Genomic DNA, 17,841 nt, shown 5'->3' on the forward strand with positions numbered 1-17,841 from the left:
GGAGTGTGGCTCCTGCTGCTTGAGGGGGCGGGCGAGGCTGGCTGCCAAAACTATCAACGCAGTCGTCCCGGCCCAGGTTCCACGGGCGTACCCAGGATTGCACCGTTCCCCCTCCCCGACGAAGCTGGGGGCCATGGACATCGAAGAGTACGGCGGTGGGCAGGGCCCCGGGACCGACGTCCTGGTGGTCACGACGAACGACGTCCCGGGGTACAGGGTGCAGGAGGTGATCGGAGAGGTCTTCGGCCTGACCGTCCGGTCCCGGCACCTCGGCAGCCAGATCGGCGCGGGTCTGAAGTCGATGGTCGGCGGCGAACTCAAAGGGCTGACCAAGACGCTCGTGCAGACCCGCAACCAGGCCATGGAGCGCCTGATCGAGCAGGCACGCGCGCGGGGCGCCAACGGCGTGCTGGCGTTCCGCTTCGACGTCACGGACGCTGCGGACGTGGGCACCGAGGTGTGCGCGTACGGCACCGCGGTGGTGCTCGTACGCGAGTGACCGCGCGGTACACCGCCCCGGTTCCCGGGAAGGGATCGGGGCGGTCGCCGGGCGGTCCGGGCTCAGCCGCTGTGCCGAGCCGCGTTGGCGACGATCGCGTCGCGCAGGTAGGCCGCCAGGCCGGGACGGATGTTCTCGTACGTCCGCGTGAAGCGCGGGTCGGCGACGTACATCTCGCCCAGGCAGGTGTGCGTCTCGTGCCCGCAGTCGTAGTACGCGCGTGTGATGAACAGCCGGTGCTCCTCCGCCGTGTCCATCGCCTCCTCGGCATCGGCCGGGGCGCCGGCCGACATCAGGTCGGCCATGCGCAGGTGAATGGCGTCGAACTCCTCGGTGACGCGTTTCCAGTCGTCCTTGGTGGAGGACGCGGTCCGCTGCCGGGACTGCCGGTGGGCGTCGGTGTCGCCCCAGCGCTCCCGCACCTCGTCCTCGTACTGGTCCGGGTCGAAGTCCCCGAACACCTCGAACTTCTCCTCGGGCGTGAGATCGATGCCCATGTCGCGTGCCTCCATGGCGTGCTCCACGGCCGCCGCCATCTTCCTCAGCCTCTCGATCCGGGCGGTCAGCAGGTCGTGCTGTCGGCGCAGGTGCGCGCGCGGGTCTGCTTTCCCGGTGGCCTGATCGTCGAGCAGGGCGGCGACCTCGTCGAGCGGGAAGCCGAGCTCCCGGTAGAACAGGATCTGCTGCAGCCGGTCGAGGTCGGCGTCGCTGTAGCGCCGGTGCCCCGCGCGGTTGCGCTCACTCGGGGTGAGCAGGCCGATGCCGTCGTAGTGGTGCAGGGCACGCACCGTGACCCCGGCGAACCCGGCGACCTGTCCCACGGAGTAGCTCACTTCCGCTCCCTTCTCGGTACGCACTCCACCCTGAGTCCTCACGCCACGTGAGGTGCAAGTCGGATGCCCTCCGGCCGTTTCACGCCGACCGCTTCAAGCTGACCGTTTCATGCCGCTTTGGGCGCTTGGTCCGTCTATCGTGTGCGCGTGGTCCAGGACAGCGCGCAGCAGGAACCCTCCGCCGCCCCGGCGTCCCGGGCACGCGACCTGCTGCCGTCCGTCGTCCCCGCGCTGATCGTGGGGGTGGCGGCGAGCCTGCTGCTGGTGGGCGTGAGCCTGGCGGCCGAGCAGCTCCAGGACGCGCTGTGGCAGGACCTGCCGGACGCGCTCGGGGTCGGCAGGTACTCCGTGCTGTGGATGTTCGTGATGCTCGTCGCCACCGGGATCGCGGTCGGTCTGGTGGTATGGAAGATGCCGGGCCACGCCGGCCCCGATCCGGCGACCACCGGCCTCGACGCCCCCGTGCTGCCGCCCGCGGTGCTGCCGGGGCTGTTGCTGGCCACCGCCCTGATGCTGGCCGGCGGACCGAGCCTCGGGCCCGAGAACCCGATCATCGCCGTGAATGTCTCCCTGGCGGTCCTGCTGGGCACCAGGGCGTTCCCCCGGGCCCCGGAGCGTGGCTGGGTGGCGTTGGCAGAGGCGGCGACGATCGGCGCGCTCTTCGGTACACCGGTGGCCGCCGCGCTCGTCATCTCCGAAGCACTGGCGGGGCAGCGGATCAAGGGACAGCTCTGGGACAGCCTCTTCGCGCCGCTGGCCGCCGCGGGGGCCGGTGCGCTCACCGCCTCCCTGGTATCGCAGCCGAGCTTCGACCTGCACCTGCCGCCGTTCGGCCGTCCCGGCTGGGCGGACCTGCTGTCGGCGCTCACGGTTGCCTCGGTGGGCGCGCTGCTCGGCATGTGCGCCGTCCACGCCTTCCCCTACGTCCACGGGGCCTTCCGGCGGCTGCGGCATCCCATGCTGATGCTTCCGGCCGGCGGGGTGGTGCTGGGCGCGCTGGCGGCTCTGGGCGGGCATCTGACGCTGTTCAAGGGGCTCAACGAGATCGCGGAGCTGGCGGCCGACCCCGAGGGCTGGTCGGCGGGCGAGTTCGCGACTCTGACAGTGGTGAAGCTGGCCGCCCTGCTCGTCGCCGCGTCCTGCGGGTTCCGGGGCGGGCGGATCTTCCCGGCTGTGTTCGTCGGCACCGCGCTCGGGCTGTGCGCCCACGCGCTGGTGCCCGGTGTGCATCCGGCGGTGGGCGTGTCGGCGGGGGTGCTGGGGGTGCTGCTGGCCATCACCCGGCAGGGCTGGGTGAGCCTGTTCGTCGCCGCGGTCCTCGTCGCCTCACCGGGAATCCTCACGCTGCTGTGCGTCGCGTCGCTTCCGGCCTGGCTGCTGGTGACGGGGCGCCCGCGGATGCAGCTGCGGACGGACGGAACCCCGATCCGATGACCCCACTCACCACGTTCCCCGCATCCCCCACCGCACGAACCCCGGAGGCACCCATGCCGCTCCACAACGCTCCCCGGCGCGACGAGCGCCCCTTGTCCGTCAACCCCTTCCTGGGCCCGGCCAACCCCATCGGGGACATGACCGAGGCGCCGCCCAAGCACCGGATGCCCGACGCGCCGATGGCGCCCACGACGGCGTATCAGCTGGTGCACGACGAGCTGATGCTGGACGGCAACGCACGGCTGAACCTGGCCACCTTCGTCACCACCTGGATGGAGCCGGAGGCCGGCCTCCTGATGGCGGAGTGTCAGGACAAGAACATGATCGACAAGGACGAGTACCCGCGCACCGCCGAGCTGGAGCGGCGCTGTGTGTCGATGCTCGCGGCCCTGTGGCACGCGCCCGACCCGTCGGCGACCGTGGGCTGTTCGACGACGGGGTCGAGCGAGGCGTGCATGCTCGCCGGGATGGCGCTCAAGCGCCGCTGGGCGCGGCGCAACGCCGACCGGTACCCGTCGAAGGACGCCCGGCCGAACCTCGTCATGGGTGTCAACGTCCAGGTCTGCTGGGAGAAGTTCTGCACCTTCTGGGAGGTGGAGGCCCGTCAGGTACCCATGGAGGGCGACCGGTTCCATCTCGACCCGCGGGCCGCCGCCGAGATGTGCGACGAGAACACCATCGGCGTCGTCGGCATCATGGGCTCCACCTTCGACGGGTCGTACGAGCCGATCTCGGACCTGTGCGCGGCGCTGGACGAGCTCCAGGAGCGCACCGGCCTCGACGTCCCGGTGCACGTCGACGGGGCGTCCGGCGCGATGATCGCGCCCTTCCTCGACGAGGGCCTGGTGTGGGACTTCCGGCTCCCGCGCGTGACGTCGATCAACACCTCGGGGCACAAGTACGGGCTGGTCTACCCGGGCGTCGGCTGGGCACTCTGGCGGGACGCGGACGAGCTGCCCGAGGAACTGGTCTTCCGGGTGAACTACCTGGGCGGCGACATGCCGACGTTCGCCCTGAACTTCTCCCGGCCGGGCGCCCAGGTGGTGGCGCAGTACTACACGTTCCTGCGGCTGGGCCGCGACGGCTACCGCGCGGTGCAGCAGGCCGCACGGGACGTGGCCCGCGGGCTCGCCGGACGGATCGGGGAGCTCGACGACTTCCGGCTGCTGACCCGGGGCGACGAACTGCCGGTGTTCGCGTTCACGAGCGCGCCCGGGGTGACGGCGTTCGACGTCTTCGACGTGTCCCGGCGGATGCGGGAGAGCGGCTGGCTGGTGCCCGCGTACACCTTCCCCGCGAACAGGGAGGACCTGTCAGTGCTGCGGGTGGTGTGCCGCAACGGCTTCTCCGAGGACCTCGCCGACCTGTTCGCCGAGGACCTGGCCCGGCTCCTCCCGGAGCTGCGCCGACAGCCGCATCCCCTCATCCGCGACAAGAACGCGGCCACCGGCTTCCATCACTGAGTGGGCCCGGCTCCGGACCCGCTCAGCGATGAGCGAACCCGGCTCCGGGCCCCGGGGTCCCGCTCACGGCTCAGCCGCGCGAACCTCCGTACACCGCCAGCGGGAAGAACACCGCGAGCAGGGCCAGGGGCCAGGTGACGGCGGCCCACACGTGTCCCGGCTCCCCGCCGGGGCTGCCGAAGAGGTCGCGTACGGCCGTGGCCGTCTGCGACATCGGGTTCCATGGGACGACCGTGCCGAGCCAGTCCGGCATGGACTCGGGCGCCGCGAAGGCGAGTTCGAGGTTCTGCCGGCCGCCGAGTTCCTCGTCGAGCGTCGCGTGCCGGCCCAGGAAACGCACGGAGGCCGACGTCCGACCAGCCTGCCGGTGCCTCAGCGCTTGTCCCCCGGGTGGTACTCCCCCGTCGCGTACGGGTTCTCCTGGTCCTCGGCCAGGATGCCGACGAACGGATCGCCCTCCCCGGCGAAGGTGTAGGAGCCGGCCTCGATCCGTCCGATCAGGCCCCTGGTCCACTCGGCCTCCGCGTCGGCCGTGTGCACCCACAGGTTCATGATCTCGCCGATGTGGCCCAGCGGCTCGGGGCCGCCCTCGGGCACGTAGTGCTCGGTGACCGCGGCCCGCCACTCCTCGATGCGCCGGATCCGCTCCTTCAGCAGCGCCACCGCCTCCTGCCTCGGCAGGTCGACGACGAAGCCGATGGCCGCCGACTTCACGTCCATCTTCTGGTCGTAGGCGACAAGGGCCTCGCGCAGCAGCGTGTAGTACGCCTCGTTCCCCGCCGCCGTGATCTCGTACTCGGTGCGCGGCGGGCCGCCGGCCGTCGAAGGCGCGATCTCGTGCGCGTGCAGCAGCCCTTGCTTCGCCATCTGTTTCAGGGCGTGGTAGATCGAGCCGGGCTTGGCGTTGGACCACTCGTGCGCGCCCCAGAACTCCAGGTCGTTGCGCACCTGGTAGCCGTGGGCCCGCCCGTGCTGGCGCACCGCGCCGAGCACGAGGAGACGGATCGCTGACATGGGCTCCAGCGTAGGCCGCGGGCGGTCACTCCCAGGAGCTGCCCTGCTCCTTCGCGACCAGCTCGAAGGCGGTGGCGCCGTCCAGGGACTCGCGGAGGATGTCGGCGTGGCCGGCGTGCCGGGCGGTCTCGCGGATCAGATGGAGACACAGCCAGCGCATCGAGAGCCACTCGTCCTGCGGGTTCCAGGACGTCTTCGCCAGCAGGAAGGTGTCGTCGAGGCTGGGCACCGCGCGGATGAACGACTCCGTCTCGGTGGCCACCTTCTCGTAGTACGCGAGGTACGACTCCACGGTCTCCTCGCCGACCAGCCGGAAGCACTCGTGCCAGTTCGACTCGTCCCGGTGGACGGCCGGCGGCTCGCCCTTGGCGCGGGCGATCCAGACCTGCTCGATCTCGGCGACATGCTTGAGCAACCCGGCCAGGGACAGCTCACTGGCGCTGGGCCGCGACGCGGCCTGCTCGTCGGTGAGGCCGAGCACCGACCGGCGGATGCCCCCGCGCTGCTCCTCGATGAACGCCAGCAGCGCCCCGCGCTCGTCGCCCTGAGTCTCCGCGGGAACGTGAGTGACCATGACGGCCGCCTTTCGTCGGTGAGGCTTCGCCCCGGTTTCCCTGACACCGACGACGCTACGGGCCCTTGCGGTCAGGTGCTGTCCGCAAGGGCCCGGGGAGGAAGAGCGAGTCAGAAGGGGCGGCTCAGAAGGGGAACCCGCTGCGGCCGTGCTGCACCGAGATCCACTTCATCGTGGTGAAGGCGTCCAGCATCGCCTCGCCGTTCAGCCGGCCGTTGCCGGAGTTCTTCTCGCCGCCGAAGGGGACGATCGGCTCGTCGTGCACGGTGCCGTCGTTCACGTGGAACATGCCGGTGTCGATCTGCTTGGCGAAGTTGACCCCGCGCTCGATGTCCCCGGTGTGCACCGCGCCGCTCAGCCCGTACGGGGTGTCGTTGACGAGGCGTACGGCCTCCTCCTCGCCGTCGAACGGGACGAGGAAGGCGACCGGGCCGAAGACCTCCTGCCGGAGCAGGGCGGAGTCGGCGGGGAGGCCGGTCAGGACGGACGGCTCGACCAGGTTGTCGGTCCGGGCGCCGCGCACCAGGGCGGTAGCGCCCTCGGCGAGGGCCTGCTCCACGACACCGGCCAGCGAGTCCGCCTGCTGGGAGTTGATCACCGGGCCGATGACGGTCCCGGGGTCGCGCGGGTCGCCGGCCTTGAGGGACTTGACCTTGGTGACGAACTTCTCGGTGAACTCGTCGGCCACCGAGCGGTCCACCAGCACCCGGTTGGCGGCCATGCAGACCTGGCCCTGGTGGACGTACCGGCTGAACACGGCCGCGTCGACCGCGTAGTCGACATCGGCGTCGTCGAGGACCACCAGCGCGCTGTTGCCGCCGAGTTCGAGGATCGAGCGCTTGAAGAGGCGTGCGCAGACGGTGGCCACGTGGCGGCCGACCGCGTCGGAGCCGGTGAAGGAGATGACCTTCGGGACCGGGTGCTCGAGGAAGGCGTCGCCGATCTCCGCGATGTCCGTGATGACGACGTTCAGCAGGCCGCCGGGCAGGCCCGCGTCCTCGAAGATCTTCGCGATCAGCGTCCCGCCGACGATGGGGGTGTTCTGGTGCGGCTTGAGCACCACGCCGTTGCCGAGCGCGAGCGCCGGGGCGACCGACTTCAGCGACAGCAGGAAGGGGAAGTTGAACGGGCTGATCACGCCGACGACGCCGACGGGCACGCGGTAGACGCGGTTCTCCTTGCCGTCCACCGGCGAGGGGATGATCCGGCCCTCGGGGCGCAGCGCCAGGTGCACCGACTCGCGCAGGAACTCCTTGGCGAGGTGGAGCTCGAAGGCCGCCTTCAGGCGCGTGCCGCCGAGTTCGGCGATGATCGCCTCGGTGATCTCGTCCTCGCGCTCCTCGACCAGCTCGAGCGCCTTCTCCAGCACCGCGCGGCGCGCGTACGGGTTGGTCGCCGCCCACTGCTTCTGCACGCGGGCCGCCGCACGGTAGGCCTCGTCGACCTCGTCGACGGTGGCTATCGTGATCGACGCCAGTTTCTCGTCGTCGTACGGGTTGAAGTCGATGATGTCCCAGGAGCCGGTGCCCGGACGCCACTCGCCGTCGATGTACTGCTGGGCCAGGTCGGTGAAGTACGACGACATGTGATCCCTCAACCCCTCAATCCCTCGCTGCCGAAGCGGGCCCGCCCCACATCGGCCTCACAGCCCGACCGGCCGGGCGATCGGCATGCGGCCGGTCGTGCGATCGGTTCGGCCGCACGGCCCGGTGTCGGTCCGTCCCGCGCGCGCCTGATCGATCGTCATCGTACTTGTGTTTCAGGAGAGTTGGAGGAGACCTCGCAGAAGGTCCCGGCTCTCCGAAGGACCCGGGCTGTCCTGCTGGAGCTCCTTGAGCGCCTTCTCGTACTGGGCGACGTCCTCGGCCTTGTCGAGGTACAGCGCGCTCGTCAGCTGCTCCATGTACACGACGTCCGAAAGGTCGGACTCGGGGAAGCTGAGGATGGTGAACGCGCCGGACTCGCCGGAGTGGCCGCCGAGCCCGAACGGCATGACCTGCAGCCGGATGTTGGGCCGTTCGGAGATCTCGATCAGATGCTGGAGCTGCCCCTTCATCACCTCGCGGTCGCCGTACGGCCGGCGCAGCGCGGCCTCGTCGAGCACGACGTGGAACTCGGGGACGTTCTCCGCGACCAGGTACTTCTGCCGCTCCAGGCGCAGCGCCACCCGTCGTTCGACGTCGGCCTCGCTCGCGCCCTGCATGCCGCGCCGGACCACCGCGCGCGCGTACTCCTCGGTCTGCAACAGACCGTGCACGAACTGCACTTCGTACGCCCTGATCAGCGCGGCGGCACCCTCGAGGCCCACATAGGTGGGGAACCAGCTGGGCAGCACGTCCGAGTAACTGTGCCACCAGCCCGCGACATTGGCCTCCTTGGCCAGGGAGAGCAGTGAGGCGCGCTCCTGCTCGTCCCCGATGCCGTACAGCGTCAGCAGGTCCTCGACATCCCTGGTCTTGAAGCTCACCCGGCCCAACTCCATCCGGCTGATCTTCGATTCGGAGGCGCGGATCGAATAGCCCGCCGCCTCGCGCGTGATCCCCCGAGCCTCACGCAGTCGCCTGAGTTGTGATCCGAGCAGCATGCGCCGCACCACCGATCCCGGCTCTCCCGCGCTCACGTTCGCCAGCCTCCCCAACGTCTGCCAGGGGCCGAAGTCTGCCACTAAAACACTCCGAGCAGTACTCGCCCGGTTACGGAAATGGAATCAGGGCGGAGGTTTCGAGCAGGGAGGAGCAGAGAGCAGGCCACGGAAGTGACAGGAGGGACATGAATATGGCGGAAAAATTAACCAACAAGCGGTACGGCAGGGCTCATTTCGGTCAACTGCACGTGCATCTGCCCTTGCATCTGCCGTACGCATCCGAAACCATGGCCTCCGCACCACCGCCGCATCGCTACGACCGCGAATCCCGGGAGTGCCTCGCATGGGGACGAATGGATCGACCATGCTCGAGCCGTTACGGCAGGGCCTTCCGCCGCTGGACCCCGCGGCCGTCTCCGACGCCGCCTCCTGTTCCCTCCCCGCCCGCTACGAAGCGGTCCGTGAGGCGCGGCAGTTCACCCGGAAGACCTGCGAGCAGTGGGACCTGGACGACCGCTTCGACGACGTGTGCCTGGTCGTCTCCGAGCTGGTCACCAACGCCCTGCGGCACGGCCTGCAGGCCTGCGCGCCGCGGCTGACGGGACAGGAAGCTCCGGTGCGGCTGCATCTGATGCGGTGGACCGGACGGCTGGTGTGCGCGGTGCGCGACCCGAGCCACGACAGTCCCGCCACCCGCGACGCGGACGACTTCTCCGCGGAGTCGGGCCGCGGGCTGCTCCTGGTCGAGTCGTTCAGCGACAGCTGGGGCTGGCAGCCGATGCGGAGCGGGCGCGGCAAGGTGGTCTGGGCGCTGTTCCTGCTGCGGCCTCCCGGCGGCGAATGACGAACGCGGCGCCTTGGAACGCCACGTTTCTACGCGCGTCGCGCAGGACGCGGGGGCCGTCGAGCGAAGCCTGCGCGGCGGGCGAGGCCGATGCGGCGGGCGCCTTCGTCAGCCGACGACCAAGTGGTCGAACTCGCCGTCCTTGACGCCGAGGAGCATCGCCTCGATCTCCGCCCGGGTGTAGACGAGCGCCGGCCCCTCGGGAAAGCGGGAGTTGCGCACCGCCACCTCGCCGCCCGGCAGCCGGGCGAACTCGACGCAGGAACCCTGCGAGTTGCTGTGCCGGCTCTTCTGCCAGGCCACGCCGTTCAGCCCGGCGGCCGCCATGCCGTTGAACACACGGGGCGCGCCGGCACCGCCATACACGTCGCCGTCGTACACATCACCGTCGTACACGTCGTGGTCCACAGGTCGCTCCCCGTTGTGCACTGGCTGGTGTGGCCATTGATGCAGTGGTCAACTGACCCGGATCATAGCTTTGTTCAAGTGCAAACGCATGGGCAGATGCACGTGCACGCGGGGTGTTCCCGCAGTTACAGCCCTGCGGCCCGGCCTGCGGAACCCCGTGTGGGTTGAGACGCATACGGGGGCCCTCATGTTCCCTCACTGCCTTCGTGTGTCCTTCCGCGCCCTCATTAGTCCCGCAAGCGGTCTCTTTCCTTCGTCAACTAACAGTTCTTATAGGGAGGTAGGGCCGTCTTCCGAGCCTTCCTGACCATCCGCGCGAGCTGCCGCTGCGGTAGTGCGGCGGGTGCCGTCCTCGCCACCGTGCGGTCCCCGTCACCGCGCGGTGACGGTGCGGTGCGAGGTGGGTCACCGGGGCTGGTGGGGTGCCGGGTACGTCCTGTTAGCTGTCTGCGGTCGTTCCGGCCGACGTGGCCGGCTACAGGCAGGGGGCTTGCGGTGACATTGGTGGATCAGGGCAGTACGGGGATGCCGGCGGGCTCGGGAGCGGCTTCGAGGCCGGTTTCGGAGGCGCCTCGGAGTGCAGCTTCGGATGCGCCTTCGGTCGGGGCTTCGGTGGGAGCTTCGGTGACTACCTCGTCCGCGTCGCGCTCCTGGCGCGCCGTGTCACGCCGGCGCGTGCGGCTCGCGGTCGCGGCCACAGGCCTGGCCGGCGCGCTCGTCCTCACCGGGTGCAGCAGCGACAGCGACTCCGGCGACGACTCCACGCCGTCCGCCGAGCCGTCCACCTCGGCCACCACCGATCCCGACGGCGGCACCGGCGAGACGGACGAGACGGGCGGTTCGGACACGAGCAGTGCCCCGGCGGGCGAGCTGGAGGGCAGCTGGCTCACCACGGCCGACGGCAAGGCCGTGGCGCTGATGTTCACCGGTGAGCAGGCGGCCCTCTTCGCCACGGGCGGCACCGTGTGCAGTGGCACCGCACAGGAGGATGCCGGAACCTCGACGATCAGCCTCAAGTGCGCGAACGGCAACGAGGACCGGGCGAGCGGCACGGTCGACTCGGTGAGCGGGGCCACCCTGAAAGTCACCTGGGAGGGCTCCCTCGGCACCGAGACGTACACGAAGGCCGAGGGCAGCCGGCTGCCGTCGGGTCTTCCGACCGCGGGGCCGGGGTCGTAGAACCTGCTCCTGCCGTGAGGGCACCGGCCCTCCGAATGCACGAAGTGGGGCCCCCAGGGTGTGATGATCTGTGGGCTGCTCCACAACCCCAGGGGAATCCTCATGCGCGCCACGCCGATCACCGTCACCGCTGTCACCGCCCTCCTCCTGCTGACCGCCTGCGGCGGCGAGGGCGGTGGTGACGGGGCGAAGGACGACGCGAAGCAGGAGAGCAAGGCCTGTTCGAGCGCGACGGTGAGCATGGAGGCCGGCCCCGCGAGCGAGGCCCCGGCCGCCGGTGACACCGGCGAGGTCCCTGTGAACCTCGTCAACCAGGGTGCCGCCTGCGTCCTGGACGGCTTCCCCGAGGCGGGCCTGGTGGCCGGGGGCGAGCTCGTCGCGCTGGCCCCGGTCGAGGGCGCGACGGCGCAGAAGCTGACCCTGGCCGAGGGCGAATCGGTCTCCTTCACGATCACCTATGTACGCGGGCCGGAGGGCGCGGGCGAGAGCCTGGACGCCAAGACCCTGCAGATCGGCCTCCCCGGCGACTCCGCCACCCAGGACTTCCCCTGGTCGTACGGCCCGGTGGCGGTCAAGGAAGGGACCGAGGACGCGGCCGACGCCTCCGTGGGCGCCTTCCAGCGGACGGGCGACTGACCGGCGGACGGGCGGCGGCCGAGCGACTGACCGGCGGACGTGTGGCCGAGCGGACTGCCGGCCTCCGGGCAGGACGGCCCACGCCCCACAGCCTGCCCCCGCGCGGGGTGCGATCCCAACCCACCCCCGCGCGGGGCCGGGTGATCCTCGACCCACCACCCGCGCGGGCTCCGGACCACGCGGGGTCGCGGGGTGTCGCAGGGCGCGGACTCCGGTTCAGCCGAGCCGTCGGCGGGCTTCGACCTGGGCGTTGTCCGCCGCCCGCGCGCCTTCCTCCCAGCCCGCCACGTCACTCACCCCGCGCAGCCGGGTGGTCGTCGTCTCCGGGAACAGGCGGTCCAGCCGTTCGGTGACCGCGACGTCGCGGGAGGCGAGCACCGGGAGCAGGTCGTCGCTCAATCCGCTCGTCCGGCCTTCGGCGGCAGCCGCGAGGCGTGCGCCCACACGGTGGGCGTAGGCCGCGAGGAAGGACTGCCGGAAGGTCTTGGTCCGCTTGCGTCCAACCCTCTTCTGGGCCGCCTCCGCCTTCGTCATGGCCGTACCGGCCTGCACGAGCAGTGAGGTGTAGAGAAGTTCGACCGCTTCCAGGTCGGCGTCGAAGCCGACCACGGTGGAGAAGCCGAGGGGCTCGTTCCACACGGCCCGGCAGTGGTTCGCGTCGGCGATCTCGTCGAGCAGGACGGCCTTGGTCTGCTCGTACGGCGCTTCCACCCCGATCCGGCACGCGCCCGGTACCGTCGCCGCGTGCGCCCGTACCGCGAGCAGGGCCTCGTCGACGCTGTGCCGCGCCATCAGTTCCTGCGCCTTGGCGGTGAGTGCCTCCGCCTCCTCCGGGAATCCGGTCGCCTCTGCCTTGGCCAGCAGCGCGCGGATGCGGCCGAGCATGCGGGACTCCGGACGCCGGTCCCGCGCGTCCGGACCCGCCGCGCCGGCGGCCTCGGCCGCCGCCTCGTCGAGGGGTTCGAGCGCGGGCAGGCGCAGCAGCAGCCGGTACAGCTCCAGTACGGCCGTGGCGTGCGAGAAGCGATCGGTGCGGGGCGGGGGCGCGGTGCCGGGTTCGCCGAGGGCGTCGAGCTGGGCGGTCCAGCGGGGCCCTCGGGGCCGGTCGTGCGGCGCCTGCGCGTGGATCAGCCCCGTGACGAGCCGTAGGTGCACGTCCTCCAGTTCGCGCCGGACGATCCGTACGACATCGGCGGGCTGCCAGCCGCGCCGCCAGGCGGTCGCCACGAACTCCTCGCCCCGTCGGGCGAGTTCGGCGTCCGCCGCCGGGTCGACGGCGAGCAGGGACGCGCCGGCGTCGAGGGCGTCGTCGGTGGTGGCGTACAGGGCGGCCCGGAAGGCGCGGTCGACGGTGCTGGACGTACTCACGGGCCGATCGTGCCATGCCGCGGGAAGTCACCCCCAAGTGTCAACTCGCGGTTGACACCCCCTCGCTGTCAACCTACCGTTGACACATGACGACGAATCCCGGCATCAAGTCATCCGTACGTCTCGACGACCTCATCGCGGCCATCAAGAAGGTCCGCGAGGAACCCCTTCAGCAGCTTCAGGACGCGGTGCTCGCGGGTGAGCACCTCGGCGATGTGGCGGACCACCTGATCGGCCACTTCGTGGACCAGGCCCGGCGCTCGGGCGCCTCCTGGACGGACATCGGCAAGAGCATGGGCGTCACCCGGCAGGCGGCCCAGAAGCGTTTCGTGCCCAAGGAGTCGGCCGCCCTCGACCCGAACGAGGGCTTCAACCGCTACACGCCCCGCGCCCGCGCCGTGGTGATGGCCGCGCACAACGAGTCCAAGGCCGCGCGCAACGCCGAGGGCCTGCCCGAGCACCTGCTCCTCGGCCTGCTGACCGAGCCGGGCGGCCTGGCCGCGAAGGCGATCACCGAGCAGGGCGTCACCCTGGACGCGGTCCGCGCGGCCGCCGTCGCTGCTCTCCCGCCGGCCGTCGAGGACGCCCCCGAGCTGGTGCCGTACGGCCCGGCGGCCAAGAAGGTCCTGGAACTCACCTTCCGCGAGGCCCTCCGCCTCGGCCACAACTACGTCGGCACCGAGCACCTCCTGCTCGCCCTCCTGGAGCACGAGAACGGCAAGGGCGTCCTCAGTGGCCTCGGCGTCGACAGGACGGCCACCGAGCGGTACATCGCCGACCTGCTGGCGCAGGTCGTGGAGACGCGGCAGGAGGAAGACCAGGAGAAGGAGGACGGCCGGGAGAAGGACGGCGACCAGGAGCGGGAGCCCTCGCCGGAGAGCTGATCCGGGCCGCTGTCGGGCTTCGCCGTCCGACCCCGCTGTCGGCCCCGCTGTCAGACCCGCTGTCAGACCCCCCTGCCACACTCACGTCATGGCCGACCGGTGGGCACTCTCTTTGGCCGAGGACGGTGGCGTCGACGTCGCCCCCCTCGGCCCGGACGGGCTGCCCGCCGCTCCGGTGCGGCGGGAGACGGATCCCGCCGAGGCCGTGCGGAGCCGTCCCGGCGTCACCCGGTGGGTGTGGCGGTCCACCACCGAGGTCCATCCGCGCCTGCTCGCCACGGGGGCGCGAGTGGAGCGGTGCTACGACATCGAGGCCGCCGAGACTCTCCTGCTCGGCCACGAGGGGCGGCACGGGCAGCCCCGTTCGGCCGCGGCCGCCCTGGCGCGGCTCCACGGCGGCCCCGTACCGCCCGATCCGCCGCAGCGCTCGGCCGAGCCGGGCGCGCAGTCGCCCCTCTTCGAACCCCGGGGCACCCACGTCCCGCTGGCGGACCTCCTCGCGGTCTATGCCGAACAGCAGCGCCGGATCGAGGCCACCGCGCACCCGGACCGGATGCGGCTGCTGGTGGCCGCCGAGTCGGCGGGGATGCTCGTCGCCGCCGAGATGAACCGCGCGGGGGTGCCCTGGCGGGCGGACGTGCACCGCGCGGTGCTGCATGACCTGCTCGGCGAGCGGTACGCGGGCGGCGGCGAGCCCCGCAGACTCGCCGAGCTCGCCGACGAGGTGTCCGCCGCCTTCGGCCGCCGGGTCCGGCCCGACCTGCCCGCCGACGTCGTCAAGGCGTTCGCGCAGGCCGGGATCAAGGTCTCCTCGACCCGCCGCTGGGAGCTCGAGTCCCTCGACCATCCGGCGGTGAAACCGCTGATCGAGTACAAGAAGCTGTACCGCATCCGAGTCGCCCACGGCTGGTCCTGGCTCCAGGACTGGGTGCGCGACGGCCGCTTTTGGCCCGAGTTCCTGGCGGGCGGGACGGTGACCGGCCGCTGGGTGACCAACGGCGGGGGCGCGCTGCAGATCCCCAAGGTGATCCGCCGCGCGGTCGTCGCCGACCCGGGCTGGCGGCTCGTCGTCGCCGACGCCGACCAGATGGAGCCACGCGTCCTCGCGGCGATCTCCCGCGACCCCGGGCTGATGGAGGTGGCCGGCCGGGAGACCGACCTCTACCAGTCGGTGTCCGACCGCGCCTTCTCCGGCGACCGCGCGCAGGCGAAGCTCGCCGTCCTCGGCGCGGTCTACGGCCAGACGTCCGGCGACGGCCTGAAGAACCTCGCCGCCCTCAGACGCCGCTTCCCCCGGGCCGTGGCCTACGTCGACGAGGCCGCCCGCGCCGGCGAGGAGGGCCGGCTCGTACGGACCTGGCTCGGCCGCACCTGCCCGCCCGCGACCCGCACGACGGACGACGCGGTGGAGGAGGCGGGCATCCCGCTCACTGAGGAGGAACCCGACGCCTCCCGGCAGTGGGCACCTGGCTACGCCTCGACCGACGCCCGCGCGCGAGGCCGTTTCACCCGCAACTTCGTCGTCCAGGGCAGCGCCGCCGACTGGACCCTGCTGCTGCTCGCCGCGCTGCGGCAGGCCCTGACGGACATGGCTGCCGAGCTGGTCTTCTTCCAGCACGACGAGGTGATCGTGCACTGCCCCGAGGACGAGGCGGAGACGGTGGCGAGGGCGATCCGGGAGGCGGCGGAGCTGGCCGGGCGACTGACGTTCGGCCCGACCCCGGTGCGGTTTCCGTTCACGACGGCGGTGGTGGAGTGCTACGCGGACGCCAAGTGACCACGGAGGCCGGACTCCTCGGCGCACCCGGGGAGGAGAGCGGGGGCCGGTTCGGAGACCGGGGTTGCTTCGGAGACTGGGGCCACTTCTGAGGCGGGCTCCCGAACCGGTTCACGCACGAGTTCCCGGGCGAAGTCGCGGACCAGGTCGTGCGGGGCGTAGCGGCCGTACGCGGTCTCCTCCACTTCCACGAGCCGACCCTCATCGTCACGTGAGCGAGGGCGGTCCGTGTCCCCGCTCCACCCCGGCTCCTACCTCCTACGCCTGCTCGCCCCTGTCGCCGACGCGAAAAAATGCGACGCACCGCATGGGAGACGCCTTCATGCCGGACCCGGAACCCACGACTGAGACCAGAACTGAGACCGAGGACCGGCGCGCAACCCGCGCTCGACGTCGCCGCCGTATACGCTGAAAGCAAAAGCCCCAGGTCACGGCGAGTGAGTCCTGAGGCTTTCACAGAGCCGCCTTCGGGATTCGAACCCGAGACCTACGCATTACGAGTGCGTTGCTCTGGCCATCTGAGCTAAGGCGGCGCACGCTGCCGGCACCATGGTGCGGTCAGCGACGACGGTAAGTCTACACAGTTTCGGATGGTGCTTCGTACCTGCCCCGGAGGCGGGCCGGGGGCCTGCCTCCGGGGTGGGTGTACCCGCTATGAGCAGCGCTTTCCGTCCGCGGGCGGGGTGCCGTCGACGAGGTAGGTGTTGATCGCGGAGTCGATGCAGGCGCTGCCCCGGCCGTAAGCGGTGTGGCCGTCGCCCTCGTAGGTGAGGAGGCGGGCCGAGGTGAGCTGGCCGGCCAGGGCCTGTGCCCAGCGGTAGGGGGTCGCGGGGTCGCGCGTGGTACCGACGACGACGATCGGAGCGGCGCCCTTGGCCTCGACGCGCTGGGGCTCACCCGTGGCGGCGACCGGCCAGTACGTGCAGTTCAGGGCGGCCCAGGCGAAGCCCTCGCCGAAGACCGGGGACGCCTTCTCGAAGTCGGGGAGCGCGTCCCTCACCTGGTCCGGGGAGTCGAAGGCGGCCGGGAGGTCCAGGCAGTTCACGGCGGCGTTGGCGAACATCAGGTTGGCGTACTCACCTTTGGCGTCGCGTTCGTAGTAGCTGTCGGAGAGGGCGAGGAGTCCGGCGCCGTTGTTCTCCTTCATCGCCGCCGTCAGGGCCTTGCGCAGGAGCGGCCAGGCGCCCTCGTCGTACATCGCGGCGATCACGCCGATGGTGGCCAGCGACTCGGTGAGTTCACGGCCGGCGGCGTCACCGGCGGGGACCGGCTGGGCGTCGGTCTTGCCGAAGAACTCCTTCAGGTTCCTGCCGGCCTCTTCGGGACTGGTGTTCCGGCCGCCGAGCGGGCAGTCGCTCTGCCGTACGCAGTCCTTCGCGAAGGCGGTGAACGCCGTGTCGAAGCCCGCCGTCTGCTCGATGTTGAGCTGCCGCGCGGACAGGGAGGGGTCCAGCGCGCCGTCCAGCACCAGCCGGCCCGTGCGGTCCGGGAACAGCCCCGCGTACGTCGCCCCGAGGAGGGTCCCGTAGGAGGCGCCGACGTAGTTCAGTTTCTCGTCGCCCAGGGCCGCCCGCACGATGTCCATGTCCCGGGCCGCCTCGATGGTGGACACATGGCGCAGCAGCTTCGGCTCGTCCGCCGCGCAGCCCTCGGCGAACTTCCGGTACGCGGCGACCAGCGTGTCCACCTCCTTCGCGTCGTCCGGTGTGAAGTCCGTCTGCGTGTACGCGTCCATCTCGGGGCCGTCCAGGCATTCGACGGGCTCGCTGCGGGCCACGCCCCGCGGGTCCACGGCCACCATGTCGTAGCGGGCGCGCACCTCCTTGGGGTAGCCGATGCCCGCGTACGCCTGGAGGTAGTCGATCGCCGACGCGCCCGGTCCGCCGGGGTTGACCAGCAGGGAGCCCAGCCGCTCCCCCGGGCCCGTGGCCTTCTTGCGGGACACGGCGAGGCGGATGTCGCCGGCGGACGGGTCCGCGTAGTCGAGCGGGGCCTTCAACGTGGCGCACTGGAAGCCGGGCACTCCGCAGTCGCGCCAGGCCGGCTTCTGCTCGTAGTACGGCGTGAGCGCCTCGGGCGTGGAGCGGGGCAGGGCGGCCAGCACCGCCGCCTTCTCCTCCTTCGCCGCCGAGCTCGCGGAACTCGTGGTGCTCCCGGAGGAGCAGCCGGAGACCAGGAGCACGACGGCGAGCAGCGTGGCTCCGGTACGGGTCCTGCGGAGGGTGCGCCTTGTGTACATGCTGCGAGCGTAACTCTGCGCGATGGAGCGAGTGCCCTGTGTGCGTGCCGCGCGTCGTGCGAGTCGCGCGTTTCGGGCTACGGGATGCGGTTTTCGGGGTCGGGT

General features: G+C 71.2%; 16 protein-coding genes, 1 tRNA gene and 1 pseudogene. 8 read left to right on the forward strand and 10 right to left on the reverse strand.

What is annotated here, in order from left to right:
* Positions 1–133: 133 nt before the first annotated feature.
* Positions 134–499: a YbjQ family protein gene (locus ACFPZI_RS25095; RefSeq protein WP_381367103.1), complete on the forward strand. Its 366-nt coding sequence runs from the start codon at positions 134–136 to the stop codon at positions 497–499.
* Positions 500–561: 62 nt separating this feature from the next.
* Here the strand turns inward: ACFPZI_RS25095 and ACFPZI_RS25100 are convergent, their stop codons facing one another.
* Positions 562–1,332: a MerR family transcriptional regulator gene (locus tag ACFPZI_RS25100; RefSeq protein WP_381367106.1), complete on the reverse strand. Its 771-nt coding sequence runs from the start codon at positions 1,330–1,332 to the stop codon at positions 562–564.
* A gap of 147 nt (positions 1,333–1,479) precedes the next feature.
* Here ACFPZI_RS25100 and ACFPZI_RS25105 point away from each other — a divergent pair, with 147 nt between their 5' ends.
* Positions 1,480–2,766 (forward strand): ion channel protein, encoded by a 1,287-nt coding sequence (locus ACFPZI_RS25105; RefSeq protein ID WP_381367109.1) that lies wholly within the window; start codon positions 1,480–1,482, stop codon positions 2,764–2,766.
* A 53-nt stretch (positions 2,767–2,819) separates the two neighbouring features.
* Positions 2,820–4,229, forward strand: coding sequence for a glutamate decarboxylase (locus ACFPZI_RS25110; RefSeq protein WP_381367111.1), 1,410 nt, complete (start codon positions 2,820–2,822; stop codon positions 4,227–4,229).
* Between the two features lie 65 nt (positions 4,230–4,294).
* Here the strand turns inward: ACFPZI_RS25110 and ACFPZI_RS25115 are convergent.
* The 5 genes and pseudogenes from ACFPZI_RS25115 to ACFPZI_RS25135 form a co-directional block, all read right to left on the reverse strand.
* Positions 4,295–4,512 (reverse strand): annotated as a pseudogene (locus ACFPZI_RS25115) (ABC transporter permease); the annotation flags it as partial.
* Positions 4,513–4,601: 89 nt separating this feature from the next.
* On the reverse strand, positions 4,602–5,243 hold the full coding sequence (locus tag ACFPZI_RS25120) for a PadR family transcriptional regulator (RefSeq protein ID WP_381367114.1): 642 nt from the start codon (positions 5,241–5,243) through the stop codon (positions 4,602–4,604).
* A gap of 25 nt (positions 5,244–5,268) precedes the next feature.
* Complete coding sequence (locus tag ACFPZI_RS25125; protein WP_381367117.1) at positions 5,269–5,817, reverse strand: DinB family protein; 549 nt, start codon at positions 5,815–5,817, stop codon at positions 5,269–5,271.
* Positions 5,818–5,941: 124 nt separating this feature from the next.
* Positions 5,942–7,402, reverse strand: a complete 1,461-nt coding sequence (locus ACFPZI_RS25130; RefSeq protein ID WP_381367120.1) for an aldehyde dehydrogenase family protein — start codon at positions 7,400–7,402, stop codon at positions 5,942–5,944.
* Positions 7,403–7,576: 174 nt separating this feature from the next.
* Positions 7,577–8,401: a helix-turn-helix domain-containing protein gene (locus ACFPZI_RS25135; RefSeq protein WP_381367187.1), complete on the reverse strand. Its 825-nt coding sequence runs from the start codon at positions 8,399–8,401 to the stop codon at positions 7,577–7,579.
* Between the two features lie 364 nt (positions 8,402–8,765).
* Between ACFPZI_RS25135 and ACFPZI_RS25140 the strand changes: the two genes are divergently transcribed.
* On the forward strand, positions 8,766–9,245 hold the full coding sequence (locus ACFPZI_RS25140) for an ATP-binding protein (protein WP_381367123.1): 480 nt from the start codon (positions 8,766–8,768) through the stop codon (positions 9,243–9,245).
* A gap of 108 nt (positions 9,246–9,353) precedes the next feature.
* On the opposite strand, the gene ACFPZI_RS25145 is transcribed toward ACFPZI_RS25140, so the two are convergent.
* A complete protein-coding gene (locus tag ACFPZI_RS25145; RefSeq protein ID WP_381367126.1) occupies positions 9,354–9,653 on the reverse strand; it encodes a DUF397 domain-containing protein in 300 nt (99 codons plus the stop codon).
* 624 nt (positions 9,654–10,277) lie between these two features.
* Here ACFPZI_RS25145 and ACFPZI_RS25150 point away from each other — a divergent pair.
* Positions 10,278–10,832, forward strand: a complete 555-nt coding sequence (locus tag ACFPZI_RS25150) for a hypothetical protein (RefSeq protein ID WP_381367129.1) — start codon at positions 10,278–10,280, stop codon at positions 10,830–10,832.
* 102 nt (positions 10,833–10,934) lie between these two features.
* On the forward strand, positions 10,935–11,468 hold the full coding sequence (locus ACFPZI_RS25155; RefSeq protein WP_381367131.1) for a DUF4232 domain-containing protein: 534 nt from the start codon (positions 10,935–10,937) through the stop codon (positions 11,466–11,468).
* A 216-nt stretch (positions 11,469–11,684) separates the two neighbouring features.
* On the opposite strand, the gene ACFPZI_RS25160 is transcribed toward ACFPZI_RS25155, so the two are convergent.
* Positions 11,685–12,836, reverse strand: coding sequence for a DUF2786 domain-containing protein (locus ACFPZI_RS25160; RefSeq protein ID WP_381367134.1), 1,152 nt, complete (start codon positions 12,834–12,836; stop codon positions 11,685–11,687).
* Between the two features lie 86 nt (positions 12,837–12,922).
* Here ACFPZI_RS25160 and ACFPZI_RS25165 point away from each other — a divergent pair, with 86 nt between their 5' ends.
* Complete coding sequence (locus tag ACFPZI_RS25165) at positions 12,923–13,720, forward strand: Clp protease N-terminal domain-containing protein (RefSeq protein ID WP_381367137.1); 798 nt, start codon at positions 12,923–12,925, stop codon at positions 13,718–13,720.
* A gap of 88 nt (positions 13,721–13,808) precedes the next feature.
* Complete coding sequence (locus ACFPZI_RS25170) at positions 13,809–15,497, forward strand: bifunctional 3'-5' exonuclease/DNA polymerase (protein ID WP_381367140.1); 1,689 nt, start codon at positions 13,809–13,811, stop codon at positions 15,495–15,497.
* 459 nt (positions 15,498–15,956) lie between these two features.
* Here ACFPZI_RS25170 and ACFPZI_RS25180 read toward each other — a convergent pair.
* Both ACFPZI_RS25180 and ACFPZI_RS25185 read right to left on the reverse strand, forming a co-directional pair.
* Positions 15,957–16,030: transfer RNA gene (locus ACFPZI_RS25180), tRNA-Thr, on the reverse strand.
* A gap of 119 nt (positions 16,031–16,149) precedes the next feature.
* A complete protein-coding gene (locus tag ACFPZI_RS25185) occupies positions 16,150–17,736 on the reverse strand; it encodes an alpha/beta hydrolase (RefSeq protein ID WP_381367143.1) in 1,587 nt (528 codons plus the stop codon).
* Between the last annotated feature and the right edge of the window lie 105 nt (positions 17,737–17,841).

The sequence above is a fragment of the Streptomyces chlorus genome (assembly GCF_042655885.1).
In the GTDB taxonomy this organism is placed as follows: domain Bacteria; phylum Actinomycetota; class Actinomycetes; order Streptomycetales; family Streptomycetaceae; genus Streptomyces; species Streptomyces chlorus.

Bases quoted from the DNA above. Each gene is read 5' to 3' on its own strand.
- ACFPZI_RS25095 (WP_381367103.1), top strand. From the start codon at position 134: ATGGACATCGAAGAGTACGGCGGTGGGCAGGGCCCCGGGACCGACGTC.
- ACFPZI_RS25110 (WP_381367111.1), top strand. From the start codon at position 2,820: ATGCCGCTCCACAACGCTCCCCGGCGCGACGAGCGCCCCTTGTCCGTC.
- ACFPZI_RS25120 (WP_381367114.1), bottom strand. From the start codon at position 5,243: ATGTCAGCGATCCGTCTCCTCGTGCTCGGCGCGGTGCGCCAGCACGGG.
- ACFPZI_RS25125 (WP_381367117.1), bottom strand. From the start codon at position 5,817: ATGGTCACTCACGTTCCCGCGGAGACTCAGGGCGACGAGCGCGGGGCG.
- ACFPZI_RS25130 (WP_381367120.1), bottom strand. From the start codon at position 7,402: ATGTCGTCGTACTTCACCGACCTGGCCCAGCAGTACATCGACGGCGAG.
- ACFPZI_RS25135 (WP_381367187.1), bottom strand. From the start codon at position 8,401: ATGCTGCTCGGATCACAACTCAGGCGACTGCGTGAGGCTCGGGGGATC.
- ACFPZI_RS25140 (WP_381367123.1), top strand. From the start codon at position 8,766: ATGCTCGAGCCGTTACGGCAGGGCCTTCCGCCGCTGGACCCCGCGGCC.
- ACFPZI_RS25155 (WP_381367131.1), top strand. From the start codon at position 10,935: ATGCGCGCCACGCCGATCACCGTCACCGCTGTCACCGCCCTCCTCCTG.
- ACFPZI_RS25165 (WP_381367137.1), top strand. From the start codon at position 12,923: ATGACGACGAATCCCGGCATCAAGTCATCCGTACGTCTCGACGACCTC.
- ACFPZI_RS25170 (WP_381367140.1), top strand. From the start codon at position 13,809: ATGGCCGACCGGTGGGCACTCTCTTTGGCCGAGGACGGTGGCGTCGAC.
- ACFPZI_RS25185 (WP_381367143.1), bottom strand. From the start codon at position 17,736: ATGTACACAAGGCGCACCCTCCGCAGGACCCGTACCGGAGCCACGCTG.